Raw genomic sequence first — 21,194 nt, 5'->3', positions numbered from 1 at the left:
ACTCTATGATGCAAAAAGAAAAACGGGCGCAAGGCCCGTTCATCAATCATCGCAAAAGCAGTCTCTTAAGGCTGGATCACCAGGATTTCAGCTTTGCCCAGGCCACCCATATCGCCCATCCAGCGCTGCACGCGTTGGCTGCTGACCTGTGCAAAGCGGCTATCCAGCCGCTTGAAAGACTTATACAAGATATTGAGGAAAGGCAGTGTGTGAAAACCGCAGTCTATCCAGGTCGCTTGCGCGGCCGGTGTGTTCGCCAATAACAAGGTACCACGCTTCATGCCATAGCCCAGGTATGCGCCCGTTGTACCCAGTACACCCAGCGTGCCAGCCATCATGTCAGAAGCACAATAATCGCCGACGTTGCCTTCAATCAGCAACATGCCACGACGCATACGGTCGCCCGCACGGGCGCCGACGTTACCTTTGCAAATCAGCACGCCGTTTTGCAGTTGGGCGCCTAAAAAATCTCCGGCATCCCCTGTCACATTAATTTGTCCGCTGGTCATGCCAAAGCCGATATATTGATGGACAGAAGTGGTGTTTTTGAATGTCACGGCCGGGGCTTCTGAAGCCGTGTCGACACTCACTTCAAACACATCAGCCACGCTTAAGTTTGCAGCCAGTTTCATGGCTGTAATCTCGGCCACGGTTTTACCTTGCAAGGCTTGTGGCAACAAAGTGCGGCAATCGACACTGCGAGAGACAGCTTTCGCCGTTAAAGTGATGTGACTCATGCGGTGACCTCCCCGCTTAAAATTGGCCGCAGTTTAAAGTGATGCTGACCTAACTTGCCGCCGTAATTACCGGCAGAAACACGAAAAATGCCGTTTTCCTTGCCCAAGCGGCAGGCCGCTTCAATACCCGCTTTCATGGAAAGCGCAATATCTTCAAACGTCAGGCCGTTGACCACAATTTCCATCACACTTTCGACGCGCGGATCGAGCTCGCTTTTCACGACGCCTTTGAGCGTCGGGCAGAATGCATCATTGGTACTGGCAAACATTTTCGGGTATTTACTACCCACCTTGGAGCCAGAGCGCACCACGCCTCCCGGGAAAGGCATAATCACGTTAGGCAATTTGCGCATGGCATCGATCGCCGCTTCGCAGGCAGTGAGTACCTGTGCCTGGCTGGCGCCCAACACCAGGAAATTGCCGCCGCCAATGGCACGCACCATGCCGGTGGTTTCTTCGGTTAAAAACTCACCATCCATGACCGGGATACGCCAGTAGCGCTTGAGTTTGCCCGAGGCATCGGGGATTTGTTTGGACACCTGGTGACCATCGCCAAAAAAGCGTAAATGCTTGCCCAGGCTGATCATGTCTTCGGACTCAATGCCAGCAAACGCAGCCGCTGTCGGGCAAGTCAAAATACATTGTCCCATGCGCGTTTCCAGTTGCTGCATCAGCACCTTGCTGCCCATGGCGAACATCAACACACTGAGGCCTGGACGGCCATCCGGCGTTTCATCTGCAGTCAATTCACGCTCGATGCCCGCCTCTACGCCGCAGCCAATCACACTGGTGGCAAAACCAGTCATGGCATTGGCGGCGTTATACGCCCAGCGCAGATTTTGCGCGGTAATCAGGATACGCGTACCGCGCATATTGAATGCTTCGGCAAAGGTATCGTCAATCTCTACTCCGTTAATAACCATCATGACCCCTGCGTATGGTTAATGACATGGTTGCGGCCATCTTCCGCAATCTGGTCATTGGAAATTTTAAAATTATTCATTTGCATGGTGTGGTAGCGGTCAAAATACTGCTTGATATCTTTTTCTACACCCACATCAAACGAAGGCTTGGCGGTATGCGTTGCGCCCCATACTACTTTCACCACTTTGCCCTCTTTTACCACCAGTTCGCCGTCTTTAAACACCAGGTCAGGTTTGGCAAACATGGCTTCTTTATCGGCCTGATCGGTATACACCGTAATATCTGCCGCTGCGCCTATGCCCAGATGACCGCGGTCTTGCAGGCCAATCAATTTGGCTGGTGCTGAACGTGTCATGGTGGCGATTTCATACAAACTGTACTCACGATCCAATGACTTTAGGTTGCTCATGGCTTGCGCATCCAGGTTGAGCTTATCAAAAGCATCATTACGGAAGGTTTTATCCATCAGCAAGCGGATCAGGTGTGGATAGCTGGTAAACGGTGCGCCATTCGGATGATCGGTAGTCAGGAACACGCGCCAAGGATCATCGACACTCAAGAACACTTCGAGGCCAATCGCCCATTGCAAGGCATTGACGTAGTTTTCATCGCGGTATTTAAATGGCACGACACCACAGCCAGCATCGCACTCAATGTCCATAATCACCGACTTTTTCGGATTGGCAACTTTGGCGTTTAAATGCTGCATCATATTGTCACCAGAAGCGGTGACCGTTTGCCCAAACAGGATCTGGCCGACATCGGCGGTGATATGTTTATTGCTATTGATCGCCTCTGCAATATTGGCCGCAGCAGAAGAAAACTTTTTATCGCCCTCGGTGCCGTAGCTGTGAAACTGGATATGCGTCAAATGCATGGGCAAGCCATCGCTAGCCCCCATGGTATCCAGCGTAGTCTGGAAGTTACCGGCCACGCCCAGGTTGTTACAGTGCACATGCAAGGGCTTGGCAATACCAATCTCGTTCACGGCGCGGCTCAAGGCCTGCAAGATACGGCGCGGCGTAATGTGGTAATAGCTATGTTGCTGGTCTAAATCCTGGCGACGCTCATTAAACTTGAAAGCAGAAATACCGCCCGGGTTGACCACTTTAATACCGATGGTTTGCGTCGCGTGCAAGGTCCACGCCACGTAGTCGTTAATGGTTTTCTGGTCGGCGTTCTGGCTCAGCAGGCGCAACAAATAATCATCGTTGCCCAGCATGGCGTAACCGCCTTTATCGATCATGGGCGTATCACCCATCTCCATATGCGCCTGACGTGCATTCACCGCCAGAATTGCCGGTTCAAACGCCGCGGTGTAGCCCATCTCGATATAGCGCATGCCGGTATCAGTGGTATTCGGCGTAGCGTGATGGCTACAGTTGGCACCACAAATATGTGCTTCAGGTTCGTCCAGTTTGCGCATGGCCTGATATTCCGGCAGCAGCATACGTGCAATATTGACCTTGCCACCCCCAATATGGCTATGCATATCAATGGCACCGGCCATGACAATCTTGCCATTGAGGTCGTGCACCTGGCCGATCTTTTCACTGTCGGCCGGTTTGACGATAATACGGCCATCGCGGATATAAATATCCTGTACCACGCCATCTTTGTGATGGGCAGGATCAATCACTTTGGCATTTTTGAGTAGCGTAATCATGCCAAATCTCCTTTTAATTGGGCTTCTATCAGGGCCACCACTTGCGACAAAGTTGGTAAGTCAGAAGGCTTGGCTGCAGTCAGTGGCAAAGTCACCGAACCGTCGACACGAAATTGTTGGCCGTTACAGTCCAGGCCTGGTGTCGCCACCGGGATAACCACGGCAGGTGCCGTGTCAAATGTGCTGTCAGCTGCACCCAGTACAATCACTGGGGCTGTGCCTGCGGGCGGCATGGCATTGGGGCTGTAGCTATTCACCCACACGACTGCATCATGACTTTCCCATTCCGGCGCATCAATAATGACGCCGTTGAGCCAAGTATGCGCATAATTCACACTGGTGTCACCATCACTACCACCCATGGATAGGCCCATAGCGCGGCTCTTCTGGTTTAGCGCAACCACAGTTTCAGTAATATTTTCAATCGTGAGTTCAGCGTGCGCGTAATGCAGGTCTTTGGATACCCACACCAGCGTCGCATATTTGGCGGTTTTCAAAGTGTCCGCCAGTGATTTCAAACTGCTCACCGCCACACCGGCGACGGTTTCAGCCGTCACGGGCTTACCCATCACCAGCGCGCGCAAAGTGGCGACGACTTCTGGTAAAGACTCAGAAGCACAGGCAATCACCTCAGGGGCACGACCATCCGGCGCAACGCCAGGCTTGGTATTTAGCTTATCGCCGCCCAGGTAAATAATCTTGCGCGCAGCTGGTTCGGTAAACATGGCTTCATCCACCCACACCACACGTTCAAAGAAACGGGTGTTATGGCTGACAACATCCGTGCCTATCATCAAGATCACATCAGCGCGGTTGCGTACTTCTGTCAGCGTCGTCGTCTGCCAGCCGCGATGTTGCAATACCTTCATATTGCGCAAGGTGCTACTGGCGTTGATATGCGTCATGGCCGCACCGGTCGCATGAGACAGGCTGACTAGCGCGCGTGCCCCATGGACATCAGTACTGCTGCCCGCCACCAGTGGTGCGCTTGCCTGCTTGAGCAAAGCCGCTGCCGCTTTCACCGCTTCTGCCAGCGATGCGGTGCTGCCACCCACAGCGGGCGCTGCGCCTGCGCTCACCCGCGCATAGAATTTTGCTGCCTTGCCACACGAAAACTGCTGTCTGGCAATGGCATCCCCCGAAATATCGTCACATAGCAAGCCACAGGCCGGGCATGCATGCATGATGTCTTGTTGATTTGTCATGGCTTATAGGTCTCTCGTTTTGATCGTCCATCTCAATGGCGAATATGCACGTGATCGTTAGAAACCATCACATCATAAAACAACTCGCTGGGATAGATAAAAAAAATAAAGCAATGAATGCCTGCTATTTAAAGCAATAAACGGATACAAGTCATCACTTAGGTGTGTGAATACGACTTAGGTGCATGAATGCGGTTTATCAATCACGTTAAAAATAGTAGAATAGTCGTTTGTTTTTCTTGTTAATTAATTATTTGGAGTTCTCATGGCTTTAGAGCGCACACTCAGCATTATCAAACCAGACGCAGTTGCAAAAAACGTGATTGGTCAAATCTACACCCGTTTTGAAAACGCCGGTTTGAAAATCGTGGCTGCTAAATTCGCACAATTGACACAAGCAGAAGCTGAAGGCTTTTACGCTGTGCACAAAGAGCGTCCTTTCTTCAACGACCTGGTGAAATTCATGATTTCCGGTCCAGTGATGATTCAAGCGCTGGAAGGCGAAAACGCAGTATTGAAACACCGCGAACTGATGGGTGCAACTAACCCTAAAGATGCAGCGCCAGGCACTATCCGTGCTGACTTCGCTGAAAGCATTGATGCTAACGCTGTGCACGGTTCCGATTCATTGGAAAATGCAGCGATCGAAATCAAATACTTCTTCGGCTAATCACAATTTTCGTCAGTGATTGACGTTTAAATGAATACCGAACTAGGAAATACACTTGGTTAACTTACTCAACTTTAACCAACCGCAACTCGCCGAGTACTTCGCAAGCCTCGGCGAGAAGCCTTTTCGCGCCAAGCAATTGATGCGCTGGATGCATCATTTCGGGATTCTTGATCTCGAACAGATGACCGATATTGCCAAAACCCTGCGCGAAAAACTGCGCCAGGAAACCGAATTCAAACTGCCGGATATCCAGCTGGAGCAAGTGTCTGATGATGGCACACGCAAATGGCTGGTCGGCACCAACAACCTTAAAGACGGCACCAGCAATAGTGTAGAAACCGTTTTTATCCCAGAAGATGACCGTGGCACGCTGTGTATTTCCAGCCAGGTGGGCTGTGCGTTGGAATGCACATTCTGCAGCACCGGTCGTCAGGGCTTTAACCGCAACCTCAATGTGTCCGAAATCATCGGCCAGTTGTGGATTGCCAACCATGCCTTGCGCCAGGCGCCAGGCTACGACTTATTGCCTCCAGGCGAACGCATTATCTCTAACGTGGTGATGATGGGCATGGGTGAACCGCTGGCCAACTATGACAACGTGGTCACCGCCATGCAGATCATGCTGGATGACAGCGCCTATGGCCTTAGCCGCCGTCGCGTGACCTTATCGACCAGCGGCATGGTACCAGCGATGGACCGCTTGAAAGAAGACTGCCCGGTCGCTTTGGCTGTTTCACTGCATGCGCCTAACGACGCCTTGCGCGACGAGATTGTGCCCATCAATAAGAAATATCCGATCAAAGACCTGATGGCTGCCTGTGAGCGTTACCTGGTCAAAGCACCACGTGACTTTGTGACATTTGAATATGTGATGCTGGATGGCGTGAATGACACGCTGGAACATGCCAAACAACTGATTAATATTGTGCGCAATGTGCCGTGCAAATTTAACCTGATTCCTTTCAACCCGTTCCCTAACAGTGGTTACGGCACGTCCAAACCAATGCAGGTGCGCGCGTTTCGTGATATGTTAATGCAGGCTGGGTTTGTCGTGACTGTGCGCAAGACACGCGGCGATGATATTGATGCTGCCTGCGGACAACTTGCTGGCAAGGTGCTGGACAAAACCCGACGTACAGAAAAAACCATTGCGATTCATCCGGAAAAGTAAGCCATGAAAACAACCTTCTTCACGCCATCCGCGGTCATGCTTACCCTGGCCTCTGCGCTGTGGCTGGCAGGTTGTGCGCAAAACCCATCGTCGAATAGCAATAACTCACCGTATGAACAGCAACCCATCGGCCGCGAAACCGGCGATGTGGAATCTGCACGCGTGCACACAGAATTAGGCGCAGAATATTTTCGCCTCAGGCGTTATGAAGTAGCCCTGGAAGAGTTCAACACGGCTGTTGAGCGTAGCCCCAACTATGCACTTGCTTACAATGGCCTGGGCCTGGTATACGCCGCCCTTGGCGAACAAGGCCGCGCTGAAGAAGCGTTTAAACGCGCGATCCAGCTACAACCGGCAAACTCTGAATCGCATAATAACTATGGTCGTTTTTTGTGCGACCAGGGCAAATATGACGCCTCACAAAAAGAATTTATGCAGGCGGTGAAAAACCCGCTGTATAAAACACCACAAATTGCGCTTTACAATGCGGGCGTCTGTGCCTTGCGTGCACAACAGAAAACCCAGGCAGAGAACTATTTCTTTCACGCCTTGCAAGTCGATCCATTGGCGCATGCCAGTGCTTATCAACTGGCCAATCTGCAATTTTCACGTGGCGAACCCGCGCTGGCGTTGAATACCTTGCAAAATAGTGTGAACGTTGCCCCCACACCAGAGTCATTATTTTTGGCAGTACGCATTTGCCGGGCATTGCAAATGCCGGATGATGCCAGCTACTACAGCGTTCAATTGCATAAATTGTTCCCCAATGCCAACGAAACCAAACAATTGCTGAAAATGGAGTAAATGCACGTGACGTCAGAAGACAAAACCAACGTCAATCCTGTACCGGCAGAGGCAACAGACAAGCCTAAACGCGGTCGTAAACGCAAGGCAGAGACCGACCAGGTATCTGGCCAGGCCTACCAGGTGGCTATGGAGAGTCAGCAGGGACAAGCCAGTGATGAATTTATCCAGACGACAACCCCTGCCGAACACGCGACGGCATCTGATGCCCCTGAAGAATATGGTGCTGCGATGGCATTAGAGAGCGCCCCACAACCAGCAAGTGCCACCCTGGCCTATGGTTCAGGTTGCGGCAACGTACTGAAAGCGGCGCGTGAAGCACAAGGCCTGAGCATACATGAGGTATGCAGCCAACTGAGACTGGGCATCAAACAGATTCAGGCGATTGAACAGGATGACTTTGAGAAATTGCCACAGCCAAGCATTGTGCGTGGTTTTATTCGCAATTATGCGCGCTTGCTCAATATCGACGTCAACCCAATTCTTGAAGCCTATCAGCGCATCGTGCCCAACAAAGCACCGTTGCCACTCAGCGTGCGCTCTAATGCCAGCCGATCAGTGATCGATAAGCCGGTACCTGTGTTTCGCCCGCAACGGCTGTTAACATTCCTGATCTTCCTGATTCTGGCAGGCATTGCGGCCTATTTTTATATCAACCATATCAAGCCACAAGCCTTGAAAGATGCCGCTTTGGCACTTGATGTGGATGAAATCGGTGAAACCACCGGACAGGAAATTGCCATCCCGGCACCTGAAGCGGCGCCCGCGCCAGCCACAACAACACCCGTTGCTCCAGTCACAGAAAATGTAGATGCCAGCACGACAACGACTGCCGACAATGCAGTGCCGGCAGCAACAGTGACTGGCAATGACGCAACAAGCAATGCAGCCAATACACTGTCTACGAGTAATGCCATTGCCAACAACACCATTGTGAGCACGCCTACGCCAGCCACCACGCAGGCCGCAGAAAGTACCACCCTGCAAGCCAGCGAGCCGCAAAAAGCCAGCCTGGTGTTTAAAGTCAATGAAGACTCCTGGGTTCGTATTGAGGATATGCAAGGCAAGAAAGTATTTAGCGAAGTGATGCCTGCAGGTTCCGAGCGTCAGGTCACAACCGAAAAACCGGTCAATATCACAGTTGGTCATGCCAGTGGCACCCAGCTGACGATTGATAACCAGCCTTATGATTTAACGCAGGCTACCCGTGGCCGCGTTGCACGCATTCAATTGAAATAACCATGATATCCCGTAGAAACAGCCTTCAGGTCATGGTTGGACACGTTGCGGTTGGCGGTGGCCTGCAAGGCTCGTCCACCGCATCCGTGGTGGTGCAAAGCATGACCAACACTGACACGGCAGATGCCGCAGGTACGATAGCCCAGGTTTATGAACTATGGCAAGCCGGCTCAGAAGTAGTCCGCATTACCGTCAACAGCGCCGAAGCAGCGGCACAAGTGGCGACGATTCGTAAGGGCCTGGATGCACTTGGCTGCAATGTGCCGCTGGTAGGCGACTTTCACTTTAACGGCCACAAACTGTTACAAGCCTATCCGGACTGCGCCGAAGCACTGGCCAAATACCGCATCAATCCAGGCAATGTCGGCAAAGGCAGCAAGCGTGACGAACAGTTTGCCGCCATGATTGAAGCCGCCATCCACTATAAAAAAGCAGTGCGTATTGGTGTGAACTGGGGCAGCCTGGACCAGGCCAAAATGGCGCAGATGATGGATGATAATGGCAAAGCGGCTAATCCTTTATCCGCCGATGCCCTCATGCGTGAAGCGCTGATTCAATCTGCACTGGAAAGCGCGCAACAAGCGGTCGACTTGGGTTTAAGCCCGAATCAAATCATCATTTCTTGCAAAGTGAGCAATGTGCAAGACCTGGTGCTGGTATACCAGGAACTGGGCAAACGTTGTGATTACCCCTTGCATTTAGGCCTGACTGAAGCCGGCATGGGCTCTAAAGGCATCGTTGCGTCTACCGCAGCGTTAGCCATTCTGTTACAGCAAGGCATAGGCGACACCATACGCGTGTCATTAACGCCTGAACCGACCGAATCCCGTACCAAAGAGGTGGTGGTTGCGCAGGAAATTCTGCAAACCATGGGCATACGCTCATTCACACCATTGGTCACGGCCTGCCCTGGCTGCGGCCGCACCACCAGCACTTATTTCCAGGAGCTGGCATTACAAATCCAGACCTGGTTACGTAATCAGATGCCGGTCTGGCGCGCCCAATACCCTGGGGTGGAAACCCTGAATGTGGCCGTCATGGGCTGCGTGGTCAACGGCCCCGGTGAATCCAAGCTAGCCAATATCGGCATCAGCTTACCTGGCACGGGCGAAGTCCCTGTCGCACCAGTATTTGTCGATGGTGAAAAAACCGTTACCCTCAAAGGTGACCATATCGCCGAAGAGTTTCAACAAATTGTGGACGAATACGTCCGCACACATTACGCCGATGGCGGCAAGCTGCGCGCTGCCAAATCCAGCATCATTCCCATCGTCGCACTCTAGAATAATCGCACTTTAGTATCTCATGACACAAAAATTTCAATCGATTAAAGGCTTTTACGACATTCTGCCGGAGGCCACGCCGCTCTGGTTCAAACTGGAAGATACCGCACGCCGTATCCTGGGCCAGTATGGTTACAACAATATCCGCATGCCGCTGGTCGAACCCACCGAGTTGTTTGTGCGCAGCGTTGGCGAGCACACCGATATTGTTGAAAAAGAAATGTATGCCTGGGAAGACAAACTCAATGGCGACAAACTGACCCTGCGTCCGGAAGGCACTGCTGGCTGTGTACGCGCGGTGGTAGAACACAACCTCACCTACAATGGCCCACAGCGCCTGTGGTATATGGGCCCGATGTTCCGCCATGAAAATGTGCAAAAAGGCCGCCAGCGCCAGTTTCACCAGATTGGTGTTGAAGCATTTGGCTTTGAAGGCCCGGATGTTGATGCCGAGCAAATCGTTTTACTGGCACGCCTGTGGCAAGCGCTAGGGATTGCCGACGTTGAATTACAGTTAAACAGTATCGGTGATGCAGATGAGCGCGCGCAATACCGCCAAACACTAATTGCTTATTTTGAGCAGCACGCAGACCTGCTGGATGAAGATGCCAAGCGCCGTCTGCAAAGCAATCCTTTGCGTATCCTGGATACCAAAAACCCACGCATGCAAGCCATGTGTGAAGCAGCGCCTAAATTGATGGATTGCCTGGGTGACACCTCCAAACTGCACTTTGCACGTCTGTGCGCCCTGCTCGACCAGGCTGACATTGCTTATACCATTAATCATAGGCTGGTGCGCGGGCTCGATTACTACAACCGCACCGTGTTCGAGTGGGTCACCACCAAACTGGGCGCCCAGGGCACGATTGCCGGTGGAGGCCGCTACGATACCCTGGTAGAACGCATCGGCGGTAGCGCAACGCCTGCCTGTGGTTTTGGCATCGGCCTGGAGCGTGTTTTCCTGCTCATGCAAGAATACGGCGTCACTGCAAGCAACCAGGCAGATATCTATCTGGTCAATGTCGGTGCACTGGCCGAGCAGAAAGCCTTTACCGTCGCCGAAAGTCTGCGTAGCATGGGCTTGAATGTCGTGCTGCATGCCGGTGGTGGCAGCTTCAAATCGCAGATGAAAAAAGCGGATCGCAGTGGTGCCAGATTTGCGGCCATTTTAGGCGATGACGAAGCGGCAGCCAATGAGCTCAGCCTGAAACCCATGCTGGGACAAGGCGAACAAGCACGTGTGAGTCTTGATCAGGTATTGAACATCGTACAATCCAGTTAATTGTTTCATGCCATAGGAGGCCGGATGTCAGAGCAAAAACACTTTTTTAATGCCATGACGGCATTAGGCCTGCTTCTGGCAGTGGGCATGGCGTCCGCAGCATTTATTCTTGGCGTGCAGGCAAAACATGCCGTCTCCAGCCAGCAATCCATCACCGTCAAAGGCCTGGCAGAAAAACCTGTCAAAGCCGACCGCGCGCAATGGACGATTAATATCGGCGTGGTCGCCCCTACGCAGGCAGAAACACTGCAGGCGATTGATCGCGAGCGTGCCGTACTGGCAAACTTTTTAGACCTGCAAGGCCTGGATTCCAGTATGCGTACCGTGGATGTACAAACATTGGGGCCGCATTACGAAGAAGAATATGTACATGACAGCCCGCGCCAGGTACAACGTGGCTTTGAGGGCTACCAAAGTGTGCATATCAGTACCAAAGACCTCAAAAAAATCGCGGCCGCCAACCAGGCTATTTTAAGTTTGCGTGCAGACAATCACCCTGTCACTTCACAACCGCCAGAATTCCTGGTCAGCAACCTGGAAACCGTCAAAATGTCACTGATTGCCGATGCCACTAAAAATGCACGCACGCGGGCGACTGAGTTTGTCAAACAGGATGGTGTCAAGGTAGGCGTCATGAAGTCTGCCAGCCAGGGCGCGTTTTATATTTTGCCTGCCACCGGCGGTGAAGACAGCGACAACAGCTATGGTGGCATTTATGATAAATCCACTGTAGATAAAATTGCGCGCGTGGTCGTCACTGTGGTCTACAACATCGAATGACAGAAATCCTGCGCATCCATCAACTCAGCATTAGCCCGACACAGGCACCTGAGCGCAAGCTGGTCAACCAGGTCTCACTGACCCTGGCACGTGGCAAAACCACCTGCATCGTCGGTGAGTCTGGTAGCGGTAAAAGCCTGACTGCACTGAGTGTCATGAAATTACTTTCGCCGCAATTGCGCATGCAAGGGCAAGTGTTTTTTCAGGGCCAGGATATCAGCCAGCTCAATGAAACCGCCATGCAGCACCTGCGCGGCAGACAAATGGGCATGATTTTCCAGGAGCCGATGACTTCGCTGAACCCGGTGCTGACCATTGGCTTTCAAATCGGCGAACCGTTGCAAACACACTTGGGCCTCAAAGGTCAGGCGCTCAAACAAAAAGTAGCCGCATTGCTGGAGCAAGTTGGTATAGATCCCACGCGGGCAGACAGTTATCCGGATGAGCTTTCTGGCGGCCAGCGCCAACGCGTGATGATTGCAATGAGTATTGCCTGCGAACCTGTTTTACTGATTGCGGATGAGCCCACCACGGCCCTGGATGTCACAGTACAGGCGCAAGTATTACGCTTGCTGGACGATTTGAAAAACCGCCTGCAGATGGCCATGTTGTTCATCACGCATGATTTCGGTGTCGTTGCCGATATTGCTGACGAAGTCATCGTCATGTTCAGGGGCGAGATTGTCGAATCCGGCAGCGTGACGCAAGTGCTGCAATCGCCACAACACCCTTATACACGCGCCCTGCTTGCCTGCGTACCAGATGCCGAAGGCAAAAAAGTGTTGCAGCCCATGACCTATGACTGGCTGACGCCAGCCTGATGGAACCACCATGACTGATATTTTGCTGCAAGTACGCCATCTGCATAAAACCTATCGCCAGCGCACCGGCACCTTGGGCCTTCACGCGCATACCATACACGCACTGGACGATGTCAGCCTGCAACTCAAACAAGGCTCTACCCTGGCAGTAGTCGGTGAATCCGGCAGTGGAAAATCTACTCTAGCACGCGGTATCTTGCGTTTATTACCGTTGGATAGCGGAGAAGTCATTTTCGACGGCCAGGACTTCCTAGCCCTGGATAAATCGGCATTACGCACAGCGCGCCGCCATATTCAAATGGTGTTTCAGGACCCGTTTGCTTCACTCAACCCCAGAATGCGGGTCGGCGAAATTATTGCAGAAGGCCTGGTCATCCATGGCATCGGCAATACACAGCAACAGCATGACAGCGTCGTGCAGATGCTGGAAAAAGTCGGCTTGCAAGCTGACGATGCAAGCAAGTATCCGCACCAGTTCTCTGGCGGGCAACGCCAGCGTATCGGCATTGCCCGTGCCCTGATACTGCAACCAAAACTATTGATTTGTGACGAACCAGTATCTGCACTGGATGTGTCGGTACAAGCGCAGATATTGCTGCTACTCAAGCAACTACAGCAGGAAATGGGGCTCAGTTATTTGTTTATCACCCATGATTTACGCGTGGTCAGGCATATTGCAGACGAGGTACTGGTGATGCAAAAAGGCAAAGTAATTGAGCAAGGAAGCGTAGAAACCATTTATAATGCTCCCCAGCAAAAATATACACAACAGTTACTTAGCGCGATTCCCGGCCATGGGTTACGTGCAATAACCGCTTAATCTCACCTTCATTCAATAAGAACACGCAGGAACATTGCAATGGCATACGATTTGGAAGAACAGGAACAACTGGACGAGTTTAGAGCCTGGTGGAACAAACATGGAAAACTGGCCACTCGCCTGGTGATTGCCGCCGCAGTGGCATATGGTGGCTGGCAAGGCTACCAATCCTGGATGAACAGCAAGGCTACCGCTGCATCCACCGCTTACCAAACCCTGGTCAGCACATCGCTGCTGGATGTTGACAGCAAAAAAGCCGAGCAAATCAGTAAAGATGCGCAAGCCATTGAAGCAGACTACAGCATGACACCATACGCAGGCCGTGCTGCGTTGTTTGCTGCCCGTGCATTGCATGAAGCCAAGCAATCAGACGCTGCAGAAAAGCAACTGCGCTGGGCCTTGGCTGAAGCTAAAGAGCCAGCCATCAAGCAGATGGCCGCGGTTGAAATTGCCGGTTTGCAAATTGAACGTAACGCGCTGGATGACGCCAAAAAAACCTTGTCCGCGATTGACGACAAAGGCTTTGATGGCATCAAAAACGCCTTGCTTGGTGATATTTACATTGCTAACAAGCAAGAGAAAGAAGCCAAAGACGCTTACAACAAAGCTCTGCAAGGCCTGGACCCAGAAGGCAAACTGTTTTACCTGACCCAGCAAAAGCTGGATGCCTTGGGGTAATTGCCAATGAGGTCTCTCTTACCTGCACTGCGCAACCAGCCGCACTCACTTAAACATGCCACGCTCGCCGCCTTGTTTTTACTCGGTAGCGGGCTGTCTGCATGCACGGCATTCAATGATGTTAAAACCAATATCAGTGAAAGCATTTTTGGCGCAGAACCGGCCAACCCGCCTGTCGAGCTGGAAGAGATCAAGTCCTCTTATGAAACACGCATTCAGTGGTCAGTGGATGTAGGTTCACCCGGGCGCTTCACTTATACGCCAGTGCTGGCAGACAACCTGATTTACACCGTCAACGCTGAAGGCAGCGTAATGCAATTGTCGGCTGAAACCGGCAAAACAATCTGGGAAACCGAACTTGGCGAACCCATTAGCAGTGGCGCAGGGCTGGGTGGTGGGCTGGTATTGGTCGGCACCAGCAAGGGACACTTATTTGCTTTAAACGTCAATGGTAAAAAGCTTTGGAGTGCCGTACTCAGTAGCGAAGTACAAGGACAACCCCGTTATTACGATGGTACGGTCATTGTGCGCACCAGCGACCACCATATTTACGGCATTGACGCCGCAGATGGTCGTCGCAAGTGGTCTTATGAGCGCGCCACCCCTTCCCTCTCACTCAAAACACAAGCGGGCATTGTGGTTGATAGCGGCGCAGTCTATGCAGGTTTCCCTGGCGGGAAACTGGTCGCGATTCGTGCTGATAATGGCAAACTGGTATGGGAAGCAACCGTTGCCCAACCTAAAGGCGTGACAGAAATCGAGCGTATTGCCGACATCACCAGCCTGCCATTTGTCGATGGACCATTAGTCTATGTGGTCGCCTACCAAGGAAAAGTGGCCGCCGTTGACCGCCAGCGTGGCCAGGTGGTGTGGAACCGTGACATTTCCAGCTATGTCGGCCTGACCGCAGAAAATAACAAAATCTACCTAAGCCATACCATGGGTTCAGTCTATTCACTGGACAGCACCAATGGTAAAACCTTCTGGCGCCAGGGCAACCTGGGCTACCGCCATTTGACAGTGCCGCTGCCTTTGAGCAATGTGGTCGCTGTCGGCGATCTCGAAGGTTATATCCACTTACTCAGCCAGGATGATGGCAGTTTTGTTGGCCGACTACAATTGGGTTCCAAACCCCTGATGTCGCTGATTGCAGGCAGCAATGCCAATCAGTTCTTTGCGCAGTCGCGTGACGGCCACCTTTACGCAGTCACATACAAATAATGCTACCTACCATCGTACTTGTTGGCCGGCCTAACGTCGGCAAATCCACCTTATTTAATCGTTTAACCAGATCGCGTGATGCACTGGTTGCCGATTTACCTGGCCTGACGCGTGATCGTCACTATGGCCGCGGCCTGGGTGCCAGCCAACCTTACCTGGTGATTGATACCGGCGGCTTTGAGCCAACCGCAGACACTGGCATTCTGAAGGAAATGGCCAAGCAAACTCTGCTGGCGATCGACGAAGCCGATGTCATTATCTTTTTGGTTGATGCGCGTGCTGGCCTGACGCCACAGGAATTCACCATTGCGCAAACCTTGCGCAAAGCGCAGCGCCCTATCCTACTTGCCGTCAACAAAACCGAAGGCATGCGCAAAGCCATCGTCAGTGCAGACTTTCATGAACTGGGCATGGGCGATCCTTTATCCATTTCATCTGCCCACGGCGAAGGTGTGCGCGACCTGATCGAACTGGCCCTGGAAACCATCAGCGAAAAAGAACCCGAAGCCGCTGAGCCAGTCAATCATGACACGCCAAGAATTGCGATTGTTGGCCGCCCTAACGTCGGCAAATCCACACTGGTCAATGCCCTGTTAGGTGAGGATCGCGTGATTGCGTTTGACCAGCCGGGCACCACACGTGACTCTATCGAAATCGCGCTCGAGAAGAATGGCAAGCAATACACCATTATTGATACTGCCGGTGTACGCAAACGCGGCAAAGTGTTTGAGGCTGTTGAAAAATTCTCTGTCATTAAAACCATGCAGGCAATTGAAGACGCCAATGTGGCTATTCTGGTGGTGGATGCCAAGGATGGCATTACCGAACAAGATGCACACGTGGCCGCTTATATTGTTGATGCCGGACGCGCACTAGTAGTTGCCATTAACAAATGGGATGGCCTGCAAGATGATGAGCGCGAGTGGATCAAGCGCGAAATTGACCGGAAACTACAGTTCCTCGACTTTGCCAAGTTTCACTATATTTCAGCGTTACGCAAAAAAGGCCTCAATGAGTTACTGGCTTCAGTAGACGTGGCCTTTAAGGCCGCTATGATCGATCTGGCCACGCCGCAGTTAACGCGTGTATTAGGCGAAGCAACAACGCAACATCAACCGCCAATTAGCCGCGGCATTCGCCCCAAGTTACGTTATGCGCACCAAGGTGGCTCAAACCCACCTATCGTGGTGATACATGGTAACCATATTGATGGCATTAAAGCCAGTTATACGCGCTATCTTGAAGGTATTTTCCGCAAGGCTTTCCAATTAGTGGGTACGCCTTTACGCGTGCAATACAACCAGGGTGAAAACCCGTTTGACAAAGAAGAAGAGCGCAAAAAAGGTGAAGGCCTGGTGACCATGCGTCGTCGCAAAAACGAGATGCGCGCCAAGCTGAAACAGCGTAACGAGCAAAATAAAACTAAAAAATAATACTGATGTGGTGAGCAGTCGCCCTGCTCACTCATCTTGGCATCAATTTAATATCGGCAATTTAATTTCATAAGTCTGCCAATGCGTGTGTTCAGCCAGCTTGTCATAACAGGCTCTTGCACGCAGATTATTTTCTGCAGTCATCCAGCGAATCACTGACCATTTATTTTCCCGTCCAATCTGGGCGACTGCCTGGATCAATTGCTGCGCAACACCTTGCCCCCTGGCTTCCGGCGCGACAAACAAATCATCCACATAAGCGCCCAGTGACGCCGCTAATGGCCGCACAAATACGCGGTAATGCAAAAAACCTAATACCTGCCCCTCTGCATTCTCTGCGACCAATGCAGAGATCACAGGTGGAGATTGCTGCAGCCATTGCCAGACCTGGTCGCGCATGGCGGAGGTTTGTCTGACTGCATAAAACTCCGCATAAGCGGCATATAACAGGCACCAGCGTTCATAGTCTTCTAACGCGATTGGTCTAACTGTCACGAGTGGTTGTTTAAGCATCTCTATTTTCGCCTGGTAATATGTTAAAGATATGGGCAATAAAAAAGGGACCACGAGGTCCCTTTTAAATATATTGCTCAGGTTATCGCAGTGTCGGTAACAGGTTCTTGGCACTCACGCCCAGCTCCTGCGCCATACTGGCACCCAGCTTCTTGGCAAAACGGTCCACCACGGTTTCCTGATAAGTGAAATCAACAATATCAGACTCTTTAATCACCTCACGCGCGACATACTCAGCACTGCCCTGCGCATCTGCCAGGCCCAATTTGATACTTTCTTCGCCGTTCCAGAACAAACCACTAAAGGTTTCTTCATTTTCTTTCAGGCGACTGCCACGACCTTCACGCACCACCGTAATAAACTGTTGGTGAATCTGATCCAGCATGCTTTGTGCAAAAGCCTGTTGCTTAGGATTCACGGGTGAAAACGGATCCAGCATGCCTTTATTAGCACCAGCCGTCATCAGGCGGCGCTCAACGCCGACTTTTTTCATGACTTCGGTAAACCCATATCCATCCATGAGCACGCCGATAGAACCGACGATACTGGCTTTATCGACAAAAATTTTGTCAGCGGCGACAGCGATGTAGTAACCACCAGATGCACAAATGTCTTCCACCACCGCGTACACTGGAATTTCCGGGTGTAATTTACGTTGACGGTGAATTTCGTCATTAATAATACCGGCCTGTACCGGACTGCCGCCCGGGCTATTGATACGCAAAATAATGCCTTTGGTACCTTTGTTATCATAGGCATCATTCAGGCTACTGATCACCGCATCAGCATTGACCTGGCCACCGGCCTCGATCACCCCGGAAAGATCAATCAAGGCCGTATGCGCGGTAGAAGCATTTTTGTTTTGGCCGACCCAACCCAGAAACGTCATGAGCAGGAAAAACAGGTAGATAAAGGTCAGTGACTTGAACAATACCGACCAGCGTCTGGCGGATTTTTGCTCTTGCAGCCCGGCCAGCGCAATTTTCTCCACCGTACGAATGGCCCAGTCCGGCGATTGATTCGCTTGCTTCGGGTCAGATGACTGCTGATTTTCTTCTTGCATAACTCAACTTTCGTCAATAAATTTTAGCTATTCTAACAACTTTTAGCGGTTTGCCAGGATTCTATTTTTAATCCCGAAACAACCCACTAGAATTGATCCCACACATTAGGATTCATCCCACACCCTAGAATTGATCCAGGTGCACCTTAATCACACCCGCTTCCTCTGTCACCGGTATCGCAGATAAACGCTTGCCCTGGCAAGGACCGACCACACAGTGCCCGGTTTGTGGCGCATACATCGCGCCATGCGTGGCACAAATAATCCACTCCTGCGTCATATTAAAAAACTTGCCATGTTCCCAGTCCAGTTCGACCGGCACATGGGCACAGCGATTGACATAGGCATAGGCCTTGCCTTCAAAACGCACCAGAAAACCGGTCGCATGCGGCCCTAACATGGGCATGGCAAACCGCAAGCCATCGCCTTTTTCCTGTAAGGCATCGCTGTTAAACGTTAACGCGGTCTCACTCATGCTTGTTCCAGCAACCAGGCGCTTAATGTTGCCACATCGTGAAACAGGTGATCTGGCGAATACTGCTGTAAATGGCTGGCTGTTTGCGAGCCATAACTGACTGCAGCTGTGATGACGCCAGCATTTTTACCCATTTGCATATCATATTGCGAGTCGCCTATCATCAACGTACGCTCAGGCATCACCACCAGATCGTCCATGAGCTCATCCAGCATTTGCGGATGTGGCTTTGAAAAGCATTCATCGACGGTTTTGGTCGCATTAAAAAATTTGGACAACCCTGACTGCTGCAACGCGGTGTTTAATCCACGCCGCCCTTTACCGGTCGCCACCGCTTGCTTGCAACCTTTACGGTCTAAGGTGGCAATCGTGTCTGCAATACCAGCAAACAATAAAATATTGTTTTCGTTGGCGTAATAAAGACGCTGGTAGTTGTTTGCTAACGCCTGCGCCTGGAACTCGGGGATATCGCCATACAGCACCTCGATCGACTCCCGTAAACCGAGGCCAATGATGCTACGGGCGCGCTCTTCGCTCAGTGCGGGCAACCCGGCCTCATCAGCCGCTTTGATCAATGCCTGCGTAATCATGCCAGTCGAGTCGGCAATGGTGCCGTCCCAATCCCAAACCACTAAATCAAACTGTTTCACTGCGTTATTTTCCTAATATACTTTATAGGCAACACTGGCCACTTTGTCGCCTATCACTAACGATTACTTTACTGACTTAAGTTGACGTTGTTGTTGCAGAAAATGTTCCAGTTCTGCTGGCAATGGTGCGACCAGGTGCAAAGGTTCTCCGGTTAACGGATGGGCAATACGTGTTTCACTGGAATGCAAAAACATCCTTTTTAAGCCCTGCTTGCTTAACAGCTTGTTTAAGGCAAAATCACCATATTTGTCATCGCCCAAAATCGGGAATCCCAAATGCGATAATTGCACGCGCAACTGATGCGTGCGGCCAGTGATTAACTTGGCTTGCAAAAAGCTGCATTGCCCCAGCACCTCCTGCAAATAAAACCAGGTTTCAGAGGTCTGCGTTTCTACCTCAAACTTGCCTTTGGCAGCATGGCGTTTGGCAACCAGGCCACTTGCTTTGAGTGATTTTCTGCCGCCGGGTTCTGCATTGAGCAAGGGCTCATCAACCACTTGTACGCGACGTTCGCCACTTTCTGTCACATATTTTTGCAAATCCAGCGTGACTTTCTTTTTGGCCTCTTGCCATTGTCCCTGCACCAAGATCAGGTAACGTTTATCCATGTGGTGATGACGCATGGCTTCATGCAGTGCAGTCAACGCCGAGCGTTTTTTTGCAATCATTAATACGCCTGAGGTTTCACGGTCCAGCCTGTGCACCAGTTCCAGGAACTTGGCTTGTGGCCGCTCCAAACGCAATTGCTCAATCACGCCCAGGCTGATGCCGCTACCACCATGTACGGCCATGCCAGACGGTTTATTCAACGCCAGCATGGCGTCATCTTCATAAATCACTTGCTCAGCCAGTTTAGTTTTAATCGCAGGTGCATCCGGTTTTGCAGCGGCTTCAGCCGTGCGGATAGGCGGCACCCTGACTTCATCTCCCAGTTGCAAACGATGTTCGGCGTCGACACGCTTTTTATTCACGCGCACTTCACCACTACGCAAAATACGGTAGATATGACTCTTGGGCACGCCTTTGAGCACTTTGGCTAAAAAGTTATCCACGCGCTGCGTTTCCGAGGCTTCATCCACCAGCAAGTAAGTGACACGATCACTGGCGGGTCCAGCCTCAGAACCAAGGCTGGAAGCCGTTTCCGCAGGCGGTAATGACGAGGGTCGAAATTGTGAGCTCATAGTTGCAGGTCGTGCTTTGCTTTATCAGGACTTATAGATATACTGTCGAGATTCTGAATCATCGCTCTTTCAGGCGATAGCGGTCATATATACATGCAGGCTATCGTCATCACTGACATCCAATCCCAGCGTTTTCAGGGCCCAGATTTTAAAAGCCAGGTTTTCCTGGCTAGTCAGCGCATTCAGAATCAAAAAAATTTTGGTGAATACCGCTCGCCATCAAGTAGCGATAATTAATTAGAAATGATTTAACGCGAAGCTCACGCAGAATAAACAAAGAAATGAGCTCGGCGTTTGCCAAACCCGAATTTTAACGAAATTACCCTCTGTTTAGGGTTTTATTTTTGCAGTCAATCGCGGTGGATAATACAGGTGACAACCTACCTGCCACGCACTCACTGCACCCTTGCAGAAACCGAGTATCCAGCGGGCAGTCACACACTGCGCTTTGACACTCAAACGTGTGCATATTGATGCCTGTCATGCTGTGCTGAGACCCAGACACTAGCATCGCAAAAGCCATTGCACACACCTCCTCGTTAAATTCTGGTGGTTAATTCATAACCACGGCCCG

At 51.4% G+C, this 21,194-nt stretch carries 21 protein-coding genes; 12 read left to right on the top strand and 9 right to left on the bottom strand.

The window, feature by feature from the left end; translation table 11 throughout:
• Nucleotides 1-65 precede the first annotated feature (65 nt).
• The 4 genes from B3355_RS10535 to B3355_RS10520 are packed head-to-tail and all read right to left on the bottom strand — an operon-like array spanning nt 66 to nt 4,532.
• Nucleotides 66-737 (bottom strand): formylmethanofuran dehydrogenase subunit C, encoded by a 672-nt coding sequence (locus B3355_RS10535; protein WP_292783568.1) that lies wholly within the window; start codon nt 735-737, stop codon nt 66-68.
• Nucleotides 734-1,660, bottom strand: a complete 927-nt coding sequence (gene fhcD / locus B3355_RS10530) for a formylmethanofuran--tetrahydromethanopterin N-formyltransferase (protein WP_024929962.1) — start codon at nt 1,658-1,660, stop codon at nt 734-736. The genes B3355_RS10535 and fhcD overlap by 4 nt, the downstream gene beginning before the upstream one ends.
• Entirely contained in the window at nt 1,660-3,327 is a 1,668-nt protein-coding gene (locus B3355_RS10525; protein ID WP_292783566.1) for a formylmethanofuran dehydrogenase subunit A, read from the bottom strand. Before B3355_RS10525 ends, fhcD begins: the two co-directional genes overlap by 1 nt.
• Nucleotides 3,324-4,532 carry a formylmethanofuran dehydrogenase gene (locus B3355_RS10520; protein ID WP_292783563.1) on the bottom strand — a complete coding sequence of 403 codons (1,209 nt, stop codon included), beginning with the start codon at nt 4,530-4,532 and terminating at the stop codon, nt 3,324-3,326. The genes B3355_RS10525 and B3355_RS10520 overlap by 4 nt, the downstream gene beginning before the upstream one ends.
• A gap of 265 nt (nt 4,533-4,797) precedes the next feature.
• Here B3355_RS10520 and ndk point away from each other — a divergent pair, with 265 nt between their 5' ends.
• Genes ndk through der form a run of 12 tightly spaced genes read left to right on the top strand, consistent with a single transcriptional unit; the run spans nt 4,798 to nt 16,737 of the window.
• Complete coding sequence (ndk, locus tag B3355_RS10515; RefSeq protein WP_019882099.1) at nt 4,798-5,202, top strand: nucleoside-diphosphate kinase; 405 nt, start codon at nt 4,798-4,800, stop codon at nt 5,200-5,202.
• A 55-nt stretch (nt 5,203-5,257) separates the two neighbouring features.
• On the top strand, nt 5,258-6,376 hold the full coding sequence (gene rlmN, locus B3355_RS10510; RefSeq protein ID WP_292783560.1) for a 23S rRNA (adenine(2503)-C(2))-methyltransferase RlmN: 1,119 nt from the start codon (nt 5,258-5,260) through the stop codon (nt 6,374-6,376).
• Nucleotides 6,377-6,379: 3 nt separating this feature from the next.
• Nucleotides 6,380-7,180, top strand: coding sequence for a type IV pilus biogenesis/stability protein PilW (gene pilW / locus B3355_RS10505; protein WP_292783558.1), 801 nt, complete (start codon nt 6,380-6,382; stop codon nt 7,178-7,180).
• The gene (locus B3355_RS10500; RefSeq protein ID WP_292783556.1) at nt 7,181-8,419 is read left to right on the top strand and encodes a helix-turn-helix domain-containing protein; all 1,239 of its coding nucleotides are present in this window, start codon (nt 7,181-7,183) and stop codon (nt 8,417-8,419) included.
• Nucleotides 8,420-8,421: 2 nt separating this feature from the next.
• On the top strand, nt 8,422-9,702 hold the full coding sequence (ispG, locus tag B3355_RS10495; protein ID WP_029512353.1) for a flavodoxin-dependent (E)-4-hydroxy-3-methylbut-2-enyl-diphosphate synthase: 1,281 nt from the start codon (nt 8,422-8,424) through the stop codon (nt 9,700-9,702).
• A gap of 22 nt (nt 9,703-9,724) precedes the next feature.
• The gene (gene hisS / locus B3355_RS10490; RefSeq protein WP_292783552.1) at nt 9,725-10,984 is read left to right on the top strand and encodes a histidine--tRNA ligase; all 1,260 of its coding nucleotides are present in this window, start codon (nt 9,725-9,727) and stop codon (nt 10,982-10,984) included.
• A 24-nt stretch (nt 10,985-11,008) separates the two neighbouring features.
• A complete protein-coding gene (locus B3355_RS10485; protein WP_024929955.1) occupies nt 11,009-11,764 on the top strand; it encodes an SIMPL domain-containing protein in 756 nt (251 codons plus the stop codon).
• Nucleotides 11,761-12,585: an ABC transporter ATP-binding protein gene (locus tag B3355_RS10480; protein WP_292783547.1), complete on the top strand. Its 825-nt coding sequence runs from the start codon at nt 11,761-11,763 to the stop codon at nt 12,583-12,585. The genes B3355_RS10485 and B3355_RS10480 overlap by 4 nt, the downstream gene beginning before the upstream one ends.
• 10 nt (nt 12,586-12,595) lie before the next feature.
• The gene (locus B3355_RS10475; protein ID WP_019882091.1) at nt 12,596-13,405 is read left to right on the top strand and encodes an ATP-binding cassette domain-containing protein; all 810 of its coding nucleotides are present in this window, start codon (nt 12,596-12,598) and stop codon (nt 13,403-13,405) included.
• 39 nt (nt 13,406-13,444) lie between these two features.
• Nucleotides 13,445-14,083: a YfgM family protein gene (locus B3355_RS10470; RefSeq protein WP_047518246.1), complete on the top strand. Its 639-nt coding sequence runs from the start codon at nt 13,445-13,447 to the stop codon at nt 14,081-14,083.
• A gap of 6 nt (nt 14,084-14,089) precedes the next feature.
• Nucleotides 14,090-15,304, top strand: coding sequence for an outer membrane protein assembly factor BamB (bamB, locus tag B3355_RS10465; RefSeq protein WP_047518248.1), 1,215 nt, complete (start codon nt 14,090-14,092; stop codon nt 15,302-15,304).
• Nucleotides 15,304-16,737, top strand: coding sequence for a ribosome biogenesis GTPase Der (gene der / locus B3355_RS10460; protein ID WP_019882087.1), 1,434 nt, complete (start codon nt 15,304-15,306; stop codon nt 16,735-16,737). Before bamB ends, der begins: the two co-directional genes overlap by 1 nt.
• Before the next feature lie 42 nt (nt 16,738-16,779).
• On the opposite strand, the gene B3355_RS10455 is transcribed toward der, so the two are convergent.
• From B3355_RS10455 to B3355_RS10435, 5 genes are all read right to left on the bottom strand, one after another.
• Nucleotides 16,780-17,232 (bottom strand): GNAT family N-acetyltransferase, encoded by a 453-nt coding sequence (locus tag B3355_RS10455; RefSeq protein WP_292783540.1) that lies wholly within the window; start codon nt 17,230-17,232, stop codon nt 16,780-16,782.
• Between the two features lie 100 nt (nt 17,233-17,332).
• Entirely contained in the window at nt 17,333-18,313 is a 981-nt protein-coding gene (locus B3355_RS10450; RefSeq protein WP_019882085.1) for a S49 family peptidase, read from the bottom strand.
• Between the two features lie 124 nt (nt 18,314-18,437).
• On the bottom strand, nt 18,438-18,788 hold the full coding sequence (locus B3355_RS10445; RefSeq protein ID WP_019882084.1) for a Rieske (2Fe-2S) protein: 351 nt from the start codon (nt 18,786-18,788) through the stop codon (nt 18,438-18,440).
• A complete protein-coding gene (locus B3355_RS10440; RefSeq protein ID WP_292783535.1) occupies nt 18,785-19,438 on the bottom strand; it encodes an HAD family hydrolase in 654 nt (217 codons plus the stop codon). The genes B3355_RS10445 and B3355_RS10440 overlap by 4 nt, the downstream gene beginning before the upstream one ends.
• Before the next feature lie 63 nt (nt 19,439-19,501).
• Nucleotides 19,502-20,620, bottom strand: a complete 1,119-nt coding sequence (locus B3355_RS10435) for a pseudouridine synthase (RefSeq protein WP_292783533.1) — start codon at nt 20,618-20,620, stop codon at nt 19,502-19,504.
• Between the last annotated feature and the right edge of the window lie 574 nt (nt 20,621-21,194).

The sequence above is a fragment of the Methylophilus sp. UBA6697 genome (genome assembly GCF_002454655.1).
Taxonomy (GTDB): Bacteria; Pseudomonadota; Gammaproteobacteria; order Burkholderiales; family Methylophilaceae; genus Methylophilus.
This window is presented reverse-complemented; position numbering and strand designations above follow the sequence as displayed.